This is a genomic window from Paenibacillus sp. LS-5, assembly GCF_056121505.1.
In genome coordinates this window covers 214225-232807 of sequence record NZ_JBWAVA010000007.1, presented here as the reverse complement: position 1 = coordinate 232807, position 18583 = coordinate 214225, and the positions used below count along the sequence as shown (strand labels likewise).

Annotated in this window: 13 protein-coding genes and 10 tRNA genes; 18 read left to right on the top strand and 5 right to left on the bottom strand. The window is 48.4% G+C overall.

From position 1 onward, the window contains the following. The first annotated feature begins 97 nt into the window (after nt 1-97). The 10 genes from AC0MA3_RS13590 to AC0MA3_RS13545 all read left to right on the top strand — a co-directional run bounded on the left by AC0MA3_RS13590 (nt 98) and on the right by AC0MA3_RS13545 (nt 1023). A tRNA-Phe gene (locus tag AC0MA3_RS13590) sits at nt 98-173 on the top strand. Between the two features lie 18 nt (nt 174-191). Beyond that, a tRNA-Thr gene (locus tag AC0MA3_RS13585) sits at nt 192-267 on the top strand. A 5-nt stretch (nt 268-272) separates the two neighbouring features. Beyond that, nucleotides 273-358, top strand: a tRNA-Tyr gene (locus AC0MA3_RS13580). A 5-nt stretch (nt 359-363) separates the two neighbouring features. Then, nucleotides 364-437: transfer RNA gene (locus AC0MA3_RS13575), tRNA-Trp, on the top strand. A gap of 24 nt (nt 438-461) precedes the next feature. After that, nucleotides 462-537, top strand: a tRNA-His gene (locus tag AC0MA3_RS13570). Nucleotides 538-584: 47 nt separating this feature from the next. Next, nucleotides 585-660, top strand: a tRNA-His gene (locus AC0MA3_RS13565). A gap of 18 nt (nt 661-678) precedes the next feature. Next, nucleotides 679-753 (top strand) — tRNA-Gln (locus AC0MA3_RS13560). A gap of 5 nt (nt 754-758) precedes the next feature. Beyond that, nucleotides 759-833 (top strand) — tRNA-Gly (locus AC0MA3_RS13555). 7 nt (nt 834-840) lie between these two features. Beyond that, nucleotides 841-914: transfer RNA gene (locus AC0MA3_RS13550), tRNA-Cys, on the top strand. 30 nt (nt 915-944) lie between these two features. Further along, nucleotides 945-1023: transfer RNA gene (locus tag AC0MA3_RS13545), tRNA-Leu, on the top strand. Between the two features lie 282 nt (nt 1024-1305). Here the strand turns inward: AC0MA3_RS13545 and AC0MA3_RS13540 are convergent. Beyond that, nucleotides 1306-2226 (bottom strand): aldo/keto reductase, encoded by a 921-nt coding sequence (locus AC0MA3_RS13540; RefSeq protein WP_474656593.1) that lies wholly within the window; start codon nt 2224-2226, stop codon nt 1306-1308. 168 nt (nt 2227-2394) lie between these two features. On the opposite strand from AC0MA3_RS13540, the gene AC0MA3_RS13535 reads away from it, so the two are divergent. Beyond that, the gene (locus AC0MA3_RS13535; protein ID WP_379158794.1) at nt 2395-2781 is read left to right on the top strand and encodes a MerR family transcriptional regulator; all 387 of its coding nucleotides are present in this window, start codon (nt 2395-2397) and stop codon (nt 2779-2781) included. A 511-nt stretch (nt 2782-3292) separates the two neighbouring features. Here the strand turns inward: AC0MA3_RS13535 and AC0MA3_RS13530 are convergent. Beyond that, nucleotides 3293-4309, bottom strand: a complete 1017-nt coding sequence (locus tag AC0MA3_RS13530) for an AraC family transcriptional regulator (RefSeq protein ID WP_474656592.1) — start codon at nt 4307-4309, stop codon at nt 3293-3295. A 163-nt stretch (nt 4310-4472) separates the two neighbouring features. Between AC0MA3_RS13530 and AC0MA3_RS13525 the strand changes: the two genes are divergently transcribed. From AC0MA3_RS13525 to AC0MA3_RS13510, 4 genes are all read left to right on the top strand, one after another. After that, nucleotides 4473-5870, top strand: coding sequence for an MATE family efflux transporter (locus AC0MA3_RS13525; protein ID WP_474656591.1), 1398 nt, complete (start codon nt 4473-4475; stop codon nt 5868-5870). Nucleotides 5871-6324: 454 nt separating this feature from the next. Beyond that, nucleotides 6325-7191 carry an ABC transporter permease gene (locus AC0MA3_RS13520; RefSeq protein ID WP_379159850.1) on the top strand — a complete coding sequence of 289 codons (867 nt, stop codon included), beginning with the start codon at nt 6325-6327 and terminating at the stop codon, nt 7189-7191. 36 nt (nt 7192-7227) lie between these two features. Continuing rightward, on the top strand, nt 7228-8121 hold the full coding sequence (locus AC0MA3_RS13515) for a carbohydrate ABC transporter permease (protein WP_379158803.1): 894 nt from the start codon (nt 7228-7230) through the stop codon (nt 8119-8121). Nucleotides 8122-8199: 78 nt separating this feature from the next. Next, a complete protein-coding gene (locus tag AC0MA3_RS13510) occupies nt 8200-9807 on the top strand; it encodes an extracellular solute-binding protein (protein WP_474656590.1) in 1608 nt (535 codons plus the stop codon). Between the two features lie 389 nt (nt 9808-10196). On the opposite strand, the gene AC0MA3_RS13505 is transcribed toward AC0MA3_RS13510, so the two are convergent. From AC0MA3_RS13505 to AC0MA3_RS13495, 3 genes are all read right to left on the bottom strand, one after another. Beyond that, nucleotides 10197-10589 carry a type II toxin-antitoxin system death-on-curing family toxin gene (locus tag AC0MA3_RS13505; RefSeq protein WP_474656589.1) on the bottom strand — a complete coding sequence of 131 codons (393 nt, stop codon included), beginning with the start codon at nt 10587-10589 and terminating at the stop codon, nt 10197-10199. A gap of 1 nt (nt 10590) precedes the next feature. Next, a complete protein-coding gene (locus AC0MA3_RS13500) occupies nt 10591-10866 on the bottom strand; it encodes an AbrB/MazE/SpoVT family DNA-binding domain-containing protein (RefSeq protein WP_474656588.1) in 276 nt (91 codons plus the stop codon). A 177-nt stretch (nt 10867-11043) separates the two neighbouring features. Next, nucleotides 11044-13275 (bottom strand): helix-turn-helix domain-containing protein, encoded by a 2232-nt coding sequence (locus AC0MA3_RS13495; protein WP_474656587.1) that lies wholly within the window; start codon nt 13273-13275, stop codon nt 11044-11046. A gap of 287 nt (nt 13276-13562) precedes the next feature. Here AC0MA3_RS13495 and AC0MA3_RS13490 point away from each other — a divergent pair, with 287 nt between their 5' ends. From AC0MA3_RS13490 to AC0MA3_RS13480, 3 genes are read left to right on the top strand one after another with little or no spacing between them, the layout of a single operon-like run. After that, the gene (locus AC0MA3_RS13490) at nt 13563-15104 is read left to right on the top strand and encodes a response regulator (protein WP_474656586.1); all 1542 of its coding nucleotides are present in this window, start codon (nt 13563-13565) and stop codon (nt 15102-15104) included. A 17-nt stretch (nt 15105-15121) separates the two neighbouring features. Then, on the top strand, nt 15122-16945 hold the full coding sequence (locus tag AC0MA3_RS13485) for a sensor histidine kinase (RefSeq protein ID WP_474656585.1): 1824 nt from the start codon (nt 15122-15124) through the stop codon (nt 16943-16945). After that, on the top strand, nt 16942-18474 hold the full coding sequence (locus tag AC0MA3_RS13480) for a response regulator (protein WP_474656584.1): 1533 nt from the start codon (nt 16942-16944) through the stop codon (nt 18472-18474). Before AC0MA3_RS13485 ends, AC0MA3_RS13480 begins: the two co-directional genes overlap by 4 nt. Nucleotides 18475-18583 lie beyond the last annotated feature (109 nt).

Below are 18583 nucleotides of genomic sequence, written 5' to 3'. Positions count from 1 at the left end.
AACCGTGGTGTAGTTGGCCTAACATGCCTGCCTGTCACGCAGGAGATCGCGGGTTCGAATCCCGTCGGTTCCGCCATTATCATGGATAAATTTATATGGCTCGGTAGCTCAGTCGGTAGAGCAAAGGACTGAAAATCCTTGTGTCGGGGGTTCGATTCCCTCCCGCGCCACCATTTAATACAACTTAATACGCCGGTGTAGCTCAATTGGTAGAGCAACTGACTTGTAATCAGTAGGTTGGGGGTTCAAGTCCTCTCGCCGGCACCATCCTCGGAGGCTTAGCGAAGTGGCCAAACGCATCAGACTGTAAATCTGCTCACGTACGTGTTCGGTGGTTCGAATCCATCAGCCTCCACCATTTTTAGGGGCATAGTTTAAAGGTAGAACAACGGTCTCCAAAACCGTTGGTGTGGGTTCAATTCCTGCTGCCCCTGCCAAACTAATTTCAGAAGCTTAATATGGCGGCCGTGGCGAAGGGGTTAACGCACCGGATTGTGGTTCCGGCATTCGTGGGTTCGAGACCCATCGGCCGCCCCATTTCTTTTGAAATTGTTAATTGATTTGAGATCTACTAATTTCATATGGCGACTGTGGCGAAGGGGTTAACGCACCGGATTGTGGTTCCGGCATTCGTGGGTTCGAGACCCATCAGTCGCCCCATTTCTTTAAATTTAATATTGGGGATTAGCCAAGCGGTAAGGCAACGGACTTTGACTCCGTCATTCATAGGTTCGATTCCTATATCCCCAGCCATTAATGCGGACGTGGCTCAGCGGTAGAGCATCGCCTTGCCAAGGCGAGGGTCGCGGGTTCGATTCCCGTCGTCCGCTCCATTTACATGGCGCCATAGCCAAGTGGTAAGGCAAAGCTCTGCAAAAGCTTTATCCCCAGTTCGAGTCTGGGTGGCGCCTCCATTTTCATTAAGAACTAATTCATATGTATGTGCCGGCGTGGCGGAATGGCAGACGCGCTCGACTCAAAATCGAGTGGGAAACCGTGGAGGTTCGAGTCCTCTCGCCGGTATACTTAAAGGGTTTATAAATTTGCTGATCAGCAGATTTATAAACCCTTTTTTATGATTTTTATATACTTTTGCGTAAATTATTAGTGATATTATTATATGGTTATAGAGGAACACTTGAACAGGATCTTTTATTGCAAAAGCATCGGAACTTTAAGAGTCCTATTGGGAGTCATAGGGAGTTCCTTATGATTAATGGAGTTTTATGAACTTTACACGTCTGAAAAAACCCGTAAAAACCTTGAGTCTAAAGGTCTTTACGGGTTTAGTATTTAGTAGCGTCTTTATGGAAGCTTGTTGCCGGCTGCGCGGTAAATTTCATACCATTCTTCTCTGGTTAGGGTAATGTCCGAAGCCTTTGCAATATCCAGCAGGCGCTGAGTATTGGTAGTTCCTACAATCGGTTGCATCTTGGCAGGATGTCTTAAGAGCCAGGCGATAGCGATGGCGGTATCGGCAACGCCTTTTTCGTCAGCTAAACGGTCAATGACCTGGTTCAGTTCTGGGAACTTGTCATTGCCCAAGAATACGCCTTCAAAAAATCCGTATTGGAATGGTGACCAAGGCTGAATGGTCATGTCGTGCAGACGGCTGTATTCCAGAATACCTCCATCATGAACCACTGAAGCGGAGTTGGTCATATTGACGTTGAAGCCGGAATCTATCATGCCGGAAACCATGATGCTTAGCTGCAGCTGATTAAATAGCAGTTTTTGTTTTACATTTTTTTTGAGCAGCTCAATTTGTAGTGGGTTCAGGTTGCTGACACCGAAGTGTTTAACCAAGCCTTTTTGCTCCAGATAATCGAAGGCTTCCGCCACTTCTTCCGGCTCCATTAAGGTGTCAGGACGATGCAGGAGTAGTACATCCACATAATCGGTTTTAAGGCGTTTCAGGCTGTTCTCAACGGATGACACAATATGCTCCTTGGAGAAGTCAAAAAAACCATTGCGGATGCCGCATTTGGTCTGAATCATCAACTTTTCGCGCATGCCTGGGCTGTTCGCTACAACTTCACCAAATACCTCTTCGGCCTTGCCGGCGGCATAAATGTCTGCATGGTCAAAAAAATCAATGCCTGCTTCAAGGGCACTGTGAATATGGACGTCAGCTTCTTTGGGAGACAATTCGGCAATCCGCATACATCCTAATGAGATTTGGGCAACCTCGAGTGTACCGTTACCCACGTTAATTGTTTTTACCATTAATTATTCACTCCTTAAAATGTAAGGTACAGTATAGTATAAAGTGTAGACCTTAGAGCTAGGTGTAAGTCAACAGTTTTGTTAGCGCTCTTTTCATAGATTCATATTGGTGGTAATTTAGAAATAGATCAACTTGCCGGAGCTGAGTCGGCGGAATGGGGCAGAGATATGGGTTACAGCATCAAAACAATAGCACAAAAAAGCGGACTAAGCCAATATACGCTGCGTTATTACGAAAGAGAGGGTGTCCTGCCTGTTGTAGCGCGGGATGAGCACGGTAACCGTTGCTTTCAGGACGAAGATTTGGAGCTGATCTCGCTGATCTGCTGTTTGAAGGACACAGGGATGCCGATTGCCGATATTAAGCAGTTTATTGCATTATCCCAAGAAGGGACAGGAGCACTGCCAGACCAACGGAAGCTGCTCCAGGCGCATAAGCTGCAGATTGATGAGAAAATCAAGTTTTTTCAGAGCTTTGCGCAAAAGGTTGAACATAAAATCGCTTATTTTGCTTCGTTGGAGAAGGAAGCGGAAAAGCAGGGAGCCGGGAAGTAGGCGTGATTACTGGAGTATCAAGTCTAGACTAGACTATTTTACATTTACCCAGGTTATAAGAGGTATGAATAGGGGGTATTGTTCGCCATGCATTGTTGGCGGACGATTGCTCTCTGTCAAATCGCTTTTAGGATCCTGGGCTATTTGGCGTACGCGGAAATCAGGCTCAAAAATAATGAAGCATAATGTAGGTTGTGAATTAATGTGCTTAGTATAGGGGTTCAACCGAAAGCTTCCAGCTTAAAAGATTTAAGCTTGGTACGGTCCGTTAGCCCGGCGAAATGTATCCCGTAGAGAAAATAGGGCAAGTCTGCTTTTATCCAATTACTATCCGTTTATCATGTTATAACCGGAAAGCTGCAGCACAGAGAGACGTTAATAGTCCGGCTAATGATTTTATTATGAGGAAACTGATACTCACCATCCGGCATAGATGTACACCATACTTCATGATTCAGCAGCTTGCAGATTATAGAGATTACTGCTGCTAATATATCACTGTATAAAGCAGTCAAGAGAAGCGCTGGCGGTATTGGCGCGGAGAAAGGCCTTCCAGCTTCATAAAGCTGGCGCTGAAATAAGGCGCCTGGTTGAAGCCGACCTCTTCGGCAATCCGTGCAATGGGGAAGCTGGTCTGCATCAGCAGAAGCTTGCTCTGCTCAATGCGGTAGCGGATTAGATATTCAATGGGTGAGCAGCCGTATTCCCTGTTCATGCAACGGGCGATGTAGACCGGATGGAAGTTAAGGCTCTCTCCGAGTCTTGCGGTGGTGATCTCCTCACGGTAGTGTGTCCGGAGGAAGGAGGCAGCCTGTTCAGCACAGGCGGTAGACTGGGAGCCGGCACGATCCTGTTCTATGGAAGCCGCAAGCTGCTGAAGGATTTCCTGAAAAAGGATTTGCTGTCTGAAGCGGACAGCGGTTAGATGGGCATTGCTTTTGAGCTGCTCCAGCTGGAGCAGCAGCTCCTCTATTCTGGCAGGCTGGAGTAGAGTGATGAACTGGGAGAGACGCAGGCTGAACGGACCGATCCCGAAGTAGGCTGCGGGAAGAGGCTCTGGGGACGCAAGGAATCCGCCAGGCTCGTGGAGCGCGGGAGATGAAACGGCCTGGGCAGGCCCACTGGATTCATAAGGCATGACCTTTGCAGCGTGTTTGCTCAATACATTGGAATCATCCATTAGAGCAAGTCCCTCTGTGGCAGATTCGTTCATAAGAGAGGGAGATGAGCTGTTAAGTATACGCCAATAGCCGGAGGTCTGAAAATGCAGCCAAAAATAGGCTGTATCTTCACGGCAGCCCTTACTCCCATAGTGATGGCTATCTGGACGCAGGATTAGCGCTTCGCCTGCATTCACTATAAAGCTGCGATCTTCCTCACCAATGTACAGGCAGCCCTGGCGGACGATCAGCAGATCGAACACCTGAATATGCTGGCGGTTCGGATGAAGATAGCCGGGCTGGCATTGATTAAGTCCGCTGATAATGTAATGCGGTAATGGCGGCACGGTAAATTCTAGAACATCCATAGCTTGTCTCTCCCCAGTAAAGGTTTAGATATTGAAAGTTTAGGTTTCGTATGTGGTACATTTTTCAGAGTATATCACCTATAATTTACTTCTGACAAGATGAATGGTACCAAAGTAGGCGAATAATTCAAGTGAGTAGGTACACCATGGGAGGGTTGATTTCGTGAAATCTATAACCGGGAAATCCGGTCTGTGGATGCTGGCCTGGCCGATCTTCATCGAGATATTTCTGCAGACACTGCTGGGAACCGTGGACACGATTATGGTCAGCCGGATTTCGGATAATGCGGTTGCGGTTGTAGGAATTTCCAATCAGCTGTTCGGTGCATTGACCACACTCTTCACCACCTTAGCCGGTGGGGCGGGAATTCTGATTGCCCAGCGTCTGGGTTCGGGGCGCTCAGAGGAAGCTCGTACGATTGCTATTATGGGGGTGACTTCCAGCAGTATCCTGGGCGTCGGCGTTAGCCTCCTATTGTTCCTATACTCTGGTCCCACAACCCGGCTGCTGCATATCTCCGGTGAGCTGCTGCCTCTTGCCCATGTCTATCTTACTTATGTCGGGGGCGGGTTGTTCATGGTCGGGATGACTGTTGCCTTGGGTTCGGCGATCCGCAACACCGGAAATACTCGGGGGCCGATGTATACAGGAGTAGCAGTAAATATTATTCATATTGTTCTTAACTATCTGCTGATCTTTGGAGTGTTCGGGCTGCCGGAGCTGGGCCTGGCTGGCATTGCGGTGTCCAATATAATCAGCAGGATGCTGGGTGTCTTAATTCTGCTGTATATGTTCAGCCAATCCTTTGAACGAACGATCCGGCTGCGGGATTTTCGGATTTTCAATCAGAGGCTGTTCGGAGAGATCGTCCGGATCAGCTGGCCCCTGGGTCTCAATTCATCCGCATGGGTGTTGTCACAACTGGTGATCTATTCATTTATGGCGATACTTGGGGCAAAAGAACTGGCTGCCCGCACCTATCTGAATACGCTGGAATCCTTCTGCTTCACCTTGGGTTATGCCGTAGCAATGGCCGGGCAGATTCAGCTTGCACATCTCTTCGGGGCAAAACAGACGCAGGAGGTATATAGAGGGGCTTACCGCACGCTATATATTGGGCTGGCCATTGTAAGTGCCAACGTGCTGCTGCTGTTTGTGTTCGGGCGGACGCTGCTGGGATTCTTCACCAGTGATGAGGCGATTATCTCGATTGGAGTATCGCTACTGGCCCTTAATCTGCTGCTTCAGCCCTGCAAAATGTTGAATATGGCCATGGGTAATTCCCTGAATGCGATTGGGGACACCCGCTATACCATGTATGTCTCCATCTGCTCCATGTCGCTCATTGGCGTGGGTTGCTCCTACTTACTGGGGATCAATGCCGGCTGGGGTCTTACAGGCATCTACTGCTGTATGATTGCCGATGAAGCGGCAAGAGGGCTGCTGGTGCTGCGGCGCTGGCGGAAGCGGAAGGTGCTGAGCGAGGCAGAACGTCGAATGGATGAGGAAACGCCGGGGCTGGCGGCGAAGCGAGGCCGTGCTCTTTTCGTGGAATCCTAGATTAGTTATGCAGTTGGTCTTCTATACCAAGCTCCGAAGCTGTCCTGAAATAGGAGAGTTTACGGGGCTTTTTGCTGTTCTAGCTTCGATTCCTCCACATAAGTCAGAAATGTTCACTAGGCGGTAGTTCACATTATACAGGAATACCCTTAAGCTGCACTGTTCACCCTTCAAGGTGTCTTCTATACTCAAAACATACATTGGATGGAGCTGCTGAACACAGCTTAAGGCATCCAAGCGGAGGTGGAGGCTATGTACCGCCGCAAATTATTTTATATAGGGGTATAGGAGGGTGAAGGCTTTGAGATACCGCAAACGCAAGAGCGGAATACCGCTCGCCATTGAGCTTCCTATTAAAGGGACAGGGTTACCGTCCGAGAGGGGAGCTTGGACTGAGAAGAAGAAAAAGAAAGGTTTTCTGCATGAGCTGGTCCATAACCGGGTTCTTTTTCTAATGCTGCTGCCTACACTGCTGTTCTTTCTGGTCAATTCGTATTTTCCGATGGTGGGTGTGTATTACGCGTTTACTCAGTTTGATTTCAATTCCGGCCTGTTCGATGCGCCCTTTGTGGGTCTCAAAAACTTCGAATTTCTCTGGAAGTCCGGTACACTGGTGAAGCTTACACTCAATACAATCGGCTATAATCTGGCGTTTATCCTGCTGGGGAATGTGCTGGCCATTGTGTGTGCGATTCTGCTCAGTGAGCTGCGTGTGAAATGGTTCAAAAAGGTGACTCAATCCATCATGTTCCTGCCGTATTTTGTCTCTTTCGTTATTCTGAGTGTTATCGTATACAACGTGTTCAATTATGACAACGGTTTCTTAAATACGCTGCTGGCTCAGTTCGGAGCGGGACCTGTCGATGTCTACAACAAACCGACGGTCTGGATCTTCCTAATCATTCTATTTTACCTCTGGAAAAATCTTGGTTACAGTATGGTTATTTACCTCGCTTCCATTACAGGGATCAGTGAAGAGTATTATGAAGCAGCCAAAATTGACGGTGCTCATATTTTTCAGCGGATCTGGTATATCACGGTGCCGATGCTGAAATCGACCTTTGTGGTGCTGCTGTTGTTCTCGCTGGGAAGTATTATGAAAGGGCAGTTTGACCTCTTTTATCAGCTGATCGGTAATAATGGGGTGCTCTATAATACTACGGACATTCTGGATACGTATGTGTTCCGCTCGCTCAAGGTTACCTTTGACATCGGAATGGCGACGGCTGCAGGGCTGTACCAATCGCTGTTCGGCTTCATTCTGATCATGACGGTCAACTACATTATCCGTAAAATAAACGATGATTACGCTCTGTTCTAGGATGTGCTGAACACGATACGGAAGGAGAAATAGAGTATGCATATCAAGGACGATCCTTATACAAGGATGCTGCAGGGTCTAGCTTACACGGTTATTATTCTCGGTTCGCTGGCCTGTCTGATTCCATTCCTGCTGATTATTTCGGCATCCTTGACGGCCAATGATTCGATCATTAAGGATGGTTATCATCTGATACCGGCGCAGTTCTCGCTGGAGGGCTATAAAACGGTGTTCACCTTCCCTGACGAGGTGCTGCGTGCATATGGGGTTACATTGTTCACTACAGTGACGGGCACGACACTTGGGCTGTTTTTTATGACTATGGCTGGATATGTGCTGGCCCGCAAGGATTTCAAGTACCGTAATACTTTTTCATTCTATATTTACTTCACCACCCTGTTCGGCGGGGGGCTGGTACCCTGGTACATTATGATGACTAAATATCTGCATCTTACCGATTCATATGGGGCGCTGATTTTTCCGGGGCTGATGACGCCCTTCCTGATCATTCTGATGAAGAACTTCATCCGTTCGGCCGTTCCTGAGGAGCTGTTCGAATCCGCCAAGATTGACGGAGCCGGTGACTTCAAAATCTATTGGAGGATTGTGCTCCAGCTATCGATGCCGGGGATTGCCACGGTCGGCCTGTTTCTCGCATTGGCCTACTGGAACGACTGGTTCTCGTCTTCGCTGTTCATCAATGATCCGCATAAATATCAGCTGCAGTTCCATCTATACAATGTAATCAACTCGGCCGCTTTCATTGCCAATATGGGCGCGGGTACCGGCGTTAGCTTGGGCAGCGATTTGCCCACCGAATCGACCAAGATGGCGATGGCCATCGTCGTTACCGGACCCATTCTGTTTCTGTACCCGTTCATTCAGCGTTATTTTGTAAAGGGCTTGACCATTGGGGCTGTAAAAGGTTAGAACCGTATGGCAGAAAGCACCATTACCATGCATCTGTTATTCGGCTAACATAGAGTCATACCATTTAGGAGGGTTCATATGAAAAAGAAAGCAGGCAGAAAAACTCTGGTAACGCTTACAACGACTGCGCTGGCCCTATCACTTCTTGCGGGATGCGGCGGCAACAACAGCAACAGTAACAGTAATGCTAACAAAGACAGCGCGGGTACGGAGGGCAAGAGTAATACTGCCGTCACAACAGATGGCAAAACGGCCGCAGCTGAACCCGGAATCGACACTTCGAAGAAGGTGGAACTGCAGTTCTACATGCTTGGCGACGCTCCGAAGGATCTGCCGGCCATCCAGGCCGAAGTCAATAAAATGGCTCAGGAAGATTTGAATGCTACCGTGAAGTTCAATTATACAAGCTGGACGGACTGGGATCAGAAATATAAGCTGCTGCTGTCATCCGGCCAGGCGATTGATCTAATTTTTACAGCGGACTGGACTCAATATCAGTCATATGCCAAACGAGGTGCGTTCCTGGCAATTGATGATCTCCTGCCCAAGGCTGCACCGGAGTTGCAAAAATTCGTTCCTGAATCGATGTGGGAGGATGTTAAGGTAGACGGTAAAATCTATACGGTTCCTGCCACGTTTAAAGAATACGTAACTAACGGTTTTGTATACCGTGAGGATCTGCGCAAGAAATATAATCTTCCCGTCCCGGCAGATCTGACCAGCTATGAGGCCTATATGGACGGTATCGTTAAAAATGAACCTGATATGATGCCTATGTCCCTGAACAGTGATGTAGGAAATAATCTGCATTACATTTATACGGAGCTAAACAAAATGGTCGGCGCTCTGCCTTACGGTATGGGCGTGAAGTATGAATCTCCTACCACCGTCTACTCCTACTGGGGCTCCGATGAGCAAAAAGAAGAGCTGAAGACCATGAAGCGCTGGGCCGACAAAGGCTTCATTCCTAAGAACGTGCTGAACATCAAGGATACGATGCAAGACCCGGTTACTTCCGGTAAAGCGGCCAGCATGTTCGGTGACAACCCTAACCGTTTTAACGATATGAAGATGAAGATCAGTACAACACATCCTGACTGGGAGCTTGCCTATTCTCCTTTCGGAAGAACAACAGGCTATGCTACACCTGTACATCCGATACACAATGGGTTTGCGATTCCGAAGAGCAGCAAAAATCCGGAAAGAGCACTCGCCTTCTATCAGAAGATGGTCCTGGACAAACGGTATAACCAGCTGACTCAATACGGTATTGAAGGCAAGAATTACACTGTAGAAGACGGTTATTACAAACTGGTGGGCACGAGTACCTCCAATGGCTTCTCCCGTGAGGGCATGAATGGTTGGGCATGGAGAAATCCAGAATTCATGCTGTTCGACAAAGGATTTGACGGGGTAAAGGCGATTTTCGACGAACTCGACAAAATTCAGAAGCCGGACTTGTTCCTGGGATTTGCGGAGGACTACACGTCGTATCAGGCAGAGAAAGCGGCACTGGAGCAAGTAGAGAAGCAGTACCTGTATCCATTGGAAGCGGGACTGGTAGCGGATGTAGACAAAGGTCTGGAAACCTTTATGCAGAAGGCCAAACAGGCCGGTCTGGAAAAGATTCAGACGGAATGGACGAAGCAGTGGAATGCTTATACTGCTGAAAAAGGCATTAAATAGAGGAGGGCCCCGCAAGCTGCTTGCGGGGTTTCTTGCTGTCTGGAGAGGTGGCTGGAAAGTCCCTTTTAGGTGCTGGTCGTAACTGCGGGTAGCGTTTGGACTTCCGGCCGCTGTTAGGTTTGGATTTCCTGATTCATACCGCGATAGCGGTAGAAATCCAAACCTAAAGGCGGACGCTATCGCTCCTACAGTTCCAAACCTCCCCTACGTTACTTTTCACCTAAAGCCGGTATCCAAGTCATCTAGCCAGAGCGGGAAGCCCTTTGTCATCTTTCGGGACAAAGGGAGAGTAAGTAAAGAGCCTGTCTCCGGGTATCTGGAGACAGGCTGATAGAAGGGCGGGAGAATTTGAGAGAGCCTATTATAGGGGAGTGAAAACCCGATGAGACTTATCTGATCACCGAATACCTACGAAGAATATCAGCTGTCTGTTCTAAAGAATACTCGCCTTTCGCGATATCTACGATGAATTCGACGGCAAACAGGCGCTCCATTCGCAGATGATACCCATTCAGCAGCAAAAAGGATTTGACCGAGAGATAAGCTGTACGTTTATTGCCGTTATGAAAGCAGTGATTCTTAACGAGGGATTCCAAAAGAGCTGAGGCCTTATCAAATAACGAAGGGGAGGCATCCTCGCCAAAAAGGCTCTGTGAAGGTCTGTGTACAGCAGATTCCAGCAAGGCCAGATCTTTAATGCCGGCCTGATCTGCGTCGTTCATGGCTCTCATCATATAATAATGGGCGGCAACGATTTCTTCAGTAGTCAAAAAAATAGTCATGTCAGCGATCCCTTAAATCATCGAATATGCCTCTGTCCTCTTCAAAAACGTCGTAAAAAGCCTCCAACACCTCAGGACGGACATGGTCCGGCAAATCTGTCTTCCGGATTTTTCGGAGTATTAATTCGCCTTGGCCGTTTTCTATGAATTCCACTTCATCTCCTTGCACGACATTCATTTTGTCAGCAAGACTTTTCGGCAGGCTCACACCCAGACTGTTTCCCATTCGGCCTATTTTTCTGGAGTATCGTTTCGGCACCGCTTGGTCTTGATTCAAATGTATCCCCCCATCAATGTTCTTATTGCCATAGTATAATCCGTTGCGAGAAAGTTATACCTTATAACAGTTATAACTTTATAACTTTATTTATAGTTTATCATGAAAGTTGGTAAGAAACCTTACCAACAGTTGTCCTCAAAAGAAAAAGACACCCTAAAGGTGTCTGGATACCTATTACGCATTCTTGGAGCGGCGGTAGTCGGTTGGGGTGGTGCCGAAGCTGCGCTTGAACATCCGGTGCAGATAGGAGCTGCTTGTGAAGCCGCAGCGTTCGGCGATGGTGGTCACAGGCAGGTCGGTATTCTCCAGCAGGCTGCAGACTTCGCGCATCCGCACTTCCAGAATGACATCCACGATGCTGGTTAATGTCTGCTGCTTATATAAGCGGCTGATATAAATCGGTGACATATCCAGTTCGTCTGCAATCTGGTTGAGGCTTAGGCTGGGCTCCATATAATTCTCCTTAATTTTTTGATTGATCAGGAGGACAAGGTCATGCTGCTTAGAGCTTTTTTTCTCGGCCAGCTGTTCATGCATTTCACTGAAAAGAGCGAAAAAGGCCTGTTCCAGCTCATCGAGTGTTTCAACCAAATCCAAAGTGGGCAGTTCAATGGTCCCTTCATTTTGTAAACGGTTACGTTTCTGGACGGTGATGATAATCTCTTTGATGGTCACACTGAGTCTGGATACGGTCAGCTGTACCGATGAGAACGGATAAGCTGATGACTCACGGAGAATGCTGCTGAAATGCTCGCGGGCTTCTTCTATTTTGCCGCTCATCAATGCATCGACGAGTCTTTTCTCTTTTTCGGTAGGATAGTGATAAAGGTTAGCTTGCAGGGCATTGATGGATTGTGCACTGATGATACAGCCATGGCCATAGAACAGCCGGTGATTGGATGCTTCCCTAACCTGCTTATAGAGCTGGTGCAGCTGTTGGGGATTATGGTCAATATGACTGTAGGTAAGGGTCAGACTAATCTTCAAATAGTCGGAGCAAGCCTGCTGAATCTGGCGGAGCAGCGTCTCAATCAGCTCTGTGTCCGAATATTCCTTGGGATCCACAATATTCAATAGCAACAGAATACCGTCATCGTTCATATCCACGGTCTCAACCCGATAGGTCTGGCCGCAAACTTCTGAAGCGATATTCATAATGGCGAACTTGTAGGCTAGCAGATAGGAGGAACGGGATTCTCTGAACGCCTGATAATGATCAATCCGCAGCAGAATCAAACGATAATCATCATTAAAGGTAAAATGGATGCCAAGCTGGCGCAGCTTCTCAACCTGCTGTATGGATTGCAGAGGCTTGAGGCCAAGGATCAAATCGCGCAGCGTATTTTGACGGATCGTGAACATGCTGTCCCGTTTTTCAGATTCCAGAATATTCATCTCCCGGACAATCCGGTCGATCGGCAGATACAGCCTGCGCGACATGAGCCAGGAGAAGGCGATGCCTCCTACGAAAATCAGCGCGGCAATCAGCAGTGTGGCGTTGCGGATGCTGTTGGTCTGCTTGGTGATGATATCATATGGCGTGATGCGCACGTACTGCCAGCTTAGAGCATCCTGCGAGGTATAAGAGATCAGTGAGTTGACCCCGCCGAATTTACCAATAAAAGAGCCGGATGACTGGCCCTGGATCCGGTGCTGAACCCAATTTGCTTCTATTGGAGACAATTCCTGCGGCTCGAGGCTACCTACGGACAGGAACTTTCCTTGATCAGCAAGAATAAAGGTGGCGCTCCTGGAGTCTATGGGACTGGTGATTTCTTTATTAATCCATGGCGCTGAAATGTTAACAATAACGGCTGAATTGATGGCCCGGTCCCAGCCAATGGCATCGTAGCACAGGAAGGTGTAGGCCCGGACCTGGTCATTCTCCGCAGCGCCATTAGAATACACGCGTGGAATGGGTGTGAACGGCTTATATTCCTGATAGTGATTCAGAATATCCAGAATGCTCGTATCCACTAATTCCTGCTCGGTAAATACACCGTTCTGGCCGTGAGACGAGGCGATATACAACTTTGCACTTTTGGGATTATAGACATAGATGGACTCGATATAGGGCATGGAGCTAAGGTAATTACCCAGCTCGGACATGGCTGCCGTAACGTCATAGATATCCGGCTTGTCATAAAATACGATTTTGGAGACAGTGCTGTTGCGGTAGATTTGAAATGAAAGCGATTGCGCCGCATCGGTCATGTTGACTACCTCTTTGCTCGTTTGCGTGAGGTTGCTGAGGTCGGAGCGGAACGCCTGATTTTTTTCTACGCCAATATAATAGTTGTAATAGATGATGGTGGAGACAAGGAAAGTTAAGGATACACATAACGTCATACTGACCAATATTTTGCTGTACAGCGCTCTTTTGTTGCCGATCTTGTTCAGTCTCATAAGCATCCCCCTGATTCACTGTGTATGGGTGTGATGATCACGCCTTCTCTCTACTGTTCACAGTATCAGTATAAGCTTCACACCGTGAACAGACCAGTGGAGCAAGAGGAGAATAGTGCACAAGTTGAAGATCAAGAGAGTGAACAAATCTAATATTGATGTACAAAAGCTACTTACTGCGCGGAAATATTGGCGGGTACACAATATTAACCAATTGTGCTAGGCTAATTAATGATTATTTGGCAGATATCACTCTATTATTCAGGATATGGAAGGGAGCGGGAAGATTGCTGAAGGTCATGCTGGTGGATGATGAGCCATGGGTGCTCGAAGGCTTAAGGACAATGGTGGACTGGGATAAATATGGGTTTGAAGTGTGCGGGGAATCTCTGAACGGCCCGGATGCGTTCCGGATGATTCAAGAGCTTCGGCCAGACTTGGTGCTGACAGATATTAATATTCCTGTGATGAACGGCCTGGAGCTGATCACGAGGCTGAATGAAAGGATGGCCAAGGCGCCGCGGTTTGTAATACTGAGCGGATACGACGACTTCAATTATGCCAAGACCGCCTTACGCCAACGGGTTGAACAATATTTGCTGAAGCCGATTGATGATGAGGAGATCGGAATTCTCCTGGATAAGCTTAGCCGAACGATCAGAAATGAAACCGCTTCCGAGATAGAACGGAGGAAGGAGCAAGCCTGCATCGCAAGTCATTTGCTCGGACGCTTCATTCAGGGGGAGTACAGCGAAGAATTGCGCAGGCTCGCCCGGGATGTGCTACAGCTTGAAGAGGATACTGAATTGGTATGCATTCTGATTACAGCCGCTGCTTCCACGATCAATGCAGAACGGCGGCTGGAGCGAGGATTTCCCTGGGAAGGCAGTCATACGTTTCAGGATGGGTCGGGCCGGGCGGGACTGATCGTGCAGTCCGCTGCCTTGTCTTCCGATGCGCTGGAAGGAGCTGTCAGTCTGCTGCAAAAGGAACTGGCAGAAGAACTTCAGGAGCCTGTTATCGTAATGGCCAGCGATCGGCTGACCGGTATTGCCGGAATCCGGCAGGGCTATCTGCAGACTCTTGAAGTGTGGAAGCTCATGTACCAGAGAGAGCGCAGCGGGATTTTCTATTACAGGGATCTGAAGAAATGCTGGCCGGAGATAAGGAATCATGAAGAAGGGTTCGCAGCACTTGTGAACAAGGTAAAGGCGGGTGAAGCAGCGAAGCTGCAGGTTTCTGTCAAGGAGGCTTTTGCAGGGTTTGCCGGTAAGCTGTTCACGGTTGAAGAGGTACAGGCAGAAGTAGCCCATCTGGAAATGACTCTATGCCGCTACCTCAAGGAGATGAATGGTGATCCTGACATGGTGATGGGCCATCTTCAGATGGAATTCGGAAATCTCGGTGAGCTTGGTGACTATTTCCTGCTGAGCAGTTATGTGCACCGGTTGTGTACGGAGAGTGTTGCCTATCTGGCAGAATTGAAGCAGGCCAATGAAGGAAACACCATATTTAACGTCATACAGTATGTAGATCTTGAGTTCAGGGGGAAGCTGCAGCTTCAGGATCTGGCCAGGCAGTTTCACATGAATTCTAACTACCTGGGCCAATTGTTCCGTAAGGAGACCGGGCGCAGCTTCAGTGAATATGTGAATGAAAAGCGGATTGAAGCAGCCAAGGGCCTCCTCAAGCGGACACAGCTCAAAATATCGGATATCGCTCTGCAGGTTGGTTTTTCGAATACGGATTATTTTATCGAGAAATTCAAGGGAATGGTGGGAGTTCCGCCTTCCATATACAAACAGTCGGGTAAGCACAAGCAGCCCTAGGAAAGCCGGTGTATGCCATGGAGAATAAAAGATTCCGATTTGCTCATTTCGTGAACGATATTCCGCTGAACTATAAATTTTTCCTGATTTACTTCGTGGGTGTGCTGTTGCCCATTATGATCATCAATCTGGTCTTTCTGGACCGGATCACGGATCTGATCCGATCCAGGGAACAGCAGAATCTGGAGATCTCACTGGAGCGGGCACGGAAGGATATTCATGATTATATCGAGGGCGGGGTCGCAGTGGGCTACACCCTGTCCACGGACAAGAATCTGTATGAAATGCTGGACCAGAAGTACAAGGATCCCATCGACTTTTACAGTGCTTATGATGAACAGTTAAGGGACCGTTTGAACAGCTATATGCCAGTGAACAACCAGATTGAGCGGATCACTGTATTTACGGACAACCGCACAATCGCATCCGGGGGTAACTATCAGATCATGAACAGCCAGGTATTGACCAGTGACTGGTACAAGCAGCTGCGGACTTCGCATAACCAGGTTATTGTGACTGCTTACCGTACGGGGGTGACTGGTAATGCATCCGCTTCCATTCCTGCTCTCAGTGTGGTTAAGACGATGAATAACTTCCGCAATTACAATACATACCAGAAGCTGGTACGGATCGATCTGGACCTTACTGAAATCTATGATGTGATAGCCCGCGAAAAAGGTTATCTTAATCTGTATTTGGTCAACGAGCAGAATCAGATTGTCATGTCGGCGGACAGCGGCTACCAGAGGGTAACCGACGAGCCTTATCCGCTATTTAAACAGCTGGATGAAGGACCTAATGAGGATGTTCATATCGCGCCATTAGGCACAGCTAATTACCTGAAGGGCTGGAGGATTGTCGGCATCACCCAGGGGGAGCGGATTACGCAGGCAGTGCTGGATATGTGGCTATATGCCGCTTTTCTGGCGACCACGATTACACTGCTGACCAGCGGATTTATCTATGTGATGCTGAGATCTTATAACTACAGGGTCAAGCGTCTGTCCAGACATATGCAAAAGGTGACAAATGAGAAATTTGAGCTGATCCGCATCGACGAAGGACGCGACGAGATTGGAGGACTTATTCATAATTTCAACCGGATGACCACCCGGATTAATTCGCTGATCAATGACGTGTATAAGCTGGAAATCCAGAAAAAAAATCTGGAGATGGAACGTGTCCGGGCTGAACTTAATTTCCTCCAGAGCCAGATGAATCCTCATTTTCTGTTCAATACGCTGAATGCGATTTTGGTGGTCTGCACCAAAAACAATTACTCCGATGTGACGGATATTGTGAAAAGCTTGTCCAAGCTGCTCCGGAGGCTGCTTAGCTGGAAGGAGGACCTGGTGTCACTGGAGGAAGAATTAACGTTCATTGAGATGTATCTGAAGATCGAAAAGTTCAGGTTCAGAGATAAATTCGACTATGTGTTCGAAATCGATGAGCAGTCCAAAAGGTACAAAATTCCCAAGCTGAGCATGCAGCCACTGGTAGAGAATTCCTGCAAGCACGGGCTGCAGACCATTGAGGGTCTGGGGATCATCACGGTGAAAACGGCAGTAGAGGATAACCGGCTGCAAATTTCAGTCTCCGATAACGGCAAAGGTATAGAGGCCGGGCGACTCAAGGAGCTGTTAGATGCGATCAGGAACGAGGATTCTTCGGGTGTAAATGTCGGTCTGCGCAATGTGTACCGCAGACTGGAGCTGTATTACGAGGATCAGGTCCGATTCGAGATCATCAGCGCACCGGACCAGGGAACGGTCGTGACCTTCGGGATTCCGCTCCGTCTGCTGGAAAGATTGTACCCGTTTGAAGGTGAGGGAGGCGCATGAAGTATAAAGTGCTATTGATTGATGACGAACCCAGCAGTCTTGAGGGGCTGATGCTGTGGATCGACTGGGGGGCGCTGGGCTTCGAAATCTGCGGAACCTGCAGCAATGGCCGGGAAGGAATAGAGCAGATGCGGAAGCTGCAGCCGGATCTGGTGATAACGGATGTGAACATGCCTGTGATGAACGGTCTGGAGATGGTTGCCGCCTGGCGCCTGGAAGAACCAGTGAAGATCAGATTCGTCATATTAAGCGGGTACAGTGAGTTCGAGTATGCGCAGACGGCCATCCGGTATGGCATCCATCATTATTTGCTGAAACCGATATTTCCGGAAGAGACCGTGGAAGAGCTGATAGAAATCCATCAGGAGCTGGAACGGGAAAATCGCCAGCTTCTGCTGAATCAACTGGCTTCTTCCGAGACGGTAACAGCGGGAATGAAGAGGATGCTGCTAAATAAGGCGGATGACGAGCAGGTGCAGGCGCTTCCGGCGGGACTGCCTGAGGGGATGGAATGGTGGAACGTGCTGCTGCTCCAGACCATACCGGAGCTGTATCCCGAGCTGAGGGGCAGAGTGACAGCTCTTGTCGCTGAACAACAAGCAATGTATTTAGTGGACCTGGAAGCAGGCAGCTTGGCTGTTGTATTCGGCTATGGAAACCGCTCCCCGCACACTGCAGAGGATGTGCTCGTCCCGCTGCAGCAGGAATACGCGGGTAAGCCCGTATTCATTTCAATCGGAGCCGCAGGCAAATCTCCGAGACACTTGGCAGACAGCTACCGGACAGCGAAGGAAGCGGGGCAGCATTTCTTTTACCGGACATTACCCGTCGGTTATATATCCTATCAGGAGATTAACGACAATCCGTTTAGCTATCACTATGACCATATCCGGCTGATGGATGCTATTCTGGCTCCGGTCAATACGCTGGATCTAGAGGGATTCAGGCAAGCGGTTAATTCGGCGACCCATAGTTTTCGTGAACAGCATGTGGCGCCCGAAGTCGTAAAAAAGCTGGTCATTCATCTGATGTACCAGATGGTCGGGCTCACCCCGGAAGGCGGAGAAGTGCGAAGGCCGCTCTTGCCGGTAAGCCTTGATGCTGCTGAAATACCGCATACTATGCTTAACTTAACCCGGTTAATGAAGCTGTTGTCTACCTGCGGGGAAGCCTGCATTGAACAACTGATGCAGGCGCAGCGTCAGGGCTCCCATGGAATTGTTCAGGAGATTAATCAGTATATCGGGGAGCATTACCGCGAAAGCCTGACGATACAGAAGCTGGCGGAGATTTTTTATCTGCATCCGGTATATCTTGGACAGCTTCTTCGCAAAAAGAACGGTATTCCTTTCAATGAGCAGCTGCACAATCTGCGGATTGAAAAGGCGGCGGTTCTGCTCCGGCAGAGTTCACTGAAGCTCTCCGAAATTGCCGATCTGGTGGGATATGCGAATTATGGACAGTTTCTGAAACAGTTTGAAAAGAAAATGGGCACCGGCCCCGGACAGTACCGTAATCCAAAGTCCTAAACTTTTTGGGGGGTATACCTTTAGTTCAGTCGTATTTTCGATCATGCAGCACCTCTATAATTTAGAAATGTAAGTGCTTACAAAATGGATATACCAAACCAAGTATGGA

Coding starts and splice junctions, on each gene's coding strand:
- AC0MA3_RS13540 (WP_474656593.1), bottom strand. CDS start 2,226: ATGGTAAAAACAATTAACGTGGGTAACGGTACACTCGAGGTTGCCCAA.
- AC0MA3_RS13535 (WP_379158794.1), top strand. CDS start 2,395: ATGGGTTACAGCATCAAAACAATAGCACAAAAAAGCGGACTAAGCCAA.
- AC0MA3_RS13530 (WP_474656592.1), bottom strand. CDS start 4,309: ATGGATGTTCTAGAATTTACCGTGCCGCCATTACCGCATTACATTATC.
- AC0MA3_RS13520 (WP_379159850.1), top strand. CDS start 6,325: ATGCTGCTGCCTACACTGCTGTTCTTTCTGGTCAATTCGTATTTTCCG.
- AC0MA3_RS13515 (WP_379158803.1), top strand. CDS start 7,228: ATGCATATCAAGGACGATCCTTATACAAGGATGCTGCAGGGTCTAGCT.
- AC0MA3_RS13510 (WP_474656590.1), top strand. CDS start 8,200: ATGAAAAAGAAAGCAGGCAGAAAAACTCTGGTAACGCTTACAACGACT.
- AC0MA3_RS13505 (WP_474656589.1), bottom strand. CDS start 10,589: ATGACTATTTTTTTGACTACTGAAGAAATCGTTGCCGCCCATTATTAT.
- AC0MA3_RS13495 (WP_474656587.1), bottom strand. CDS start 13,275: ATGAGACTGAACAAGATCGGCAACAAAAGAGCGCTGTACAGCAAAATA.
- AC0MA3_RS13485 (WP_474656585.1), top strand. CDS start 15,122: ATGGAGAATAAAAGATTCCGATTTGCTCATTTCGTGAACGATATTCCG.
- AC0MA3_RS13480 (WP_474656584.1), top strand. CDS start 16,942: ATGAAGTATAAAGTGCTATTGATTGATGACGAACCCAGCAGTCTTGAG.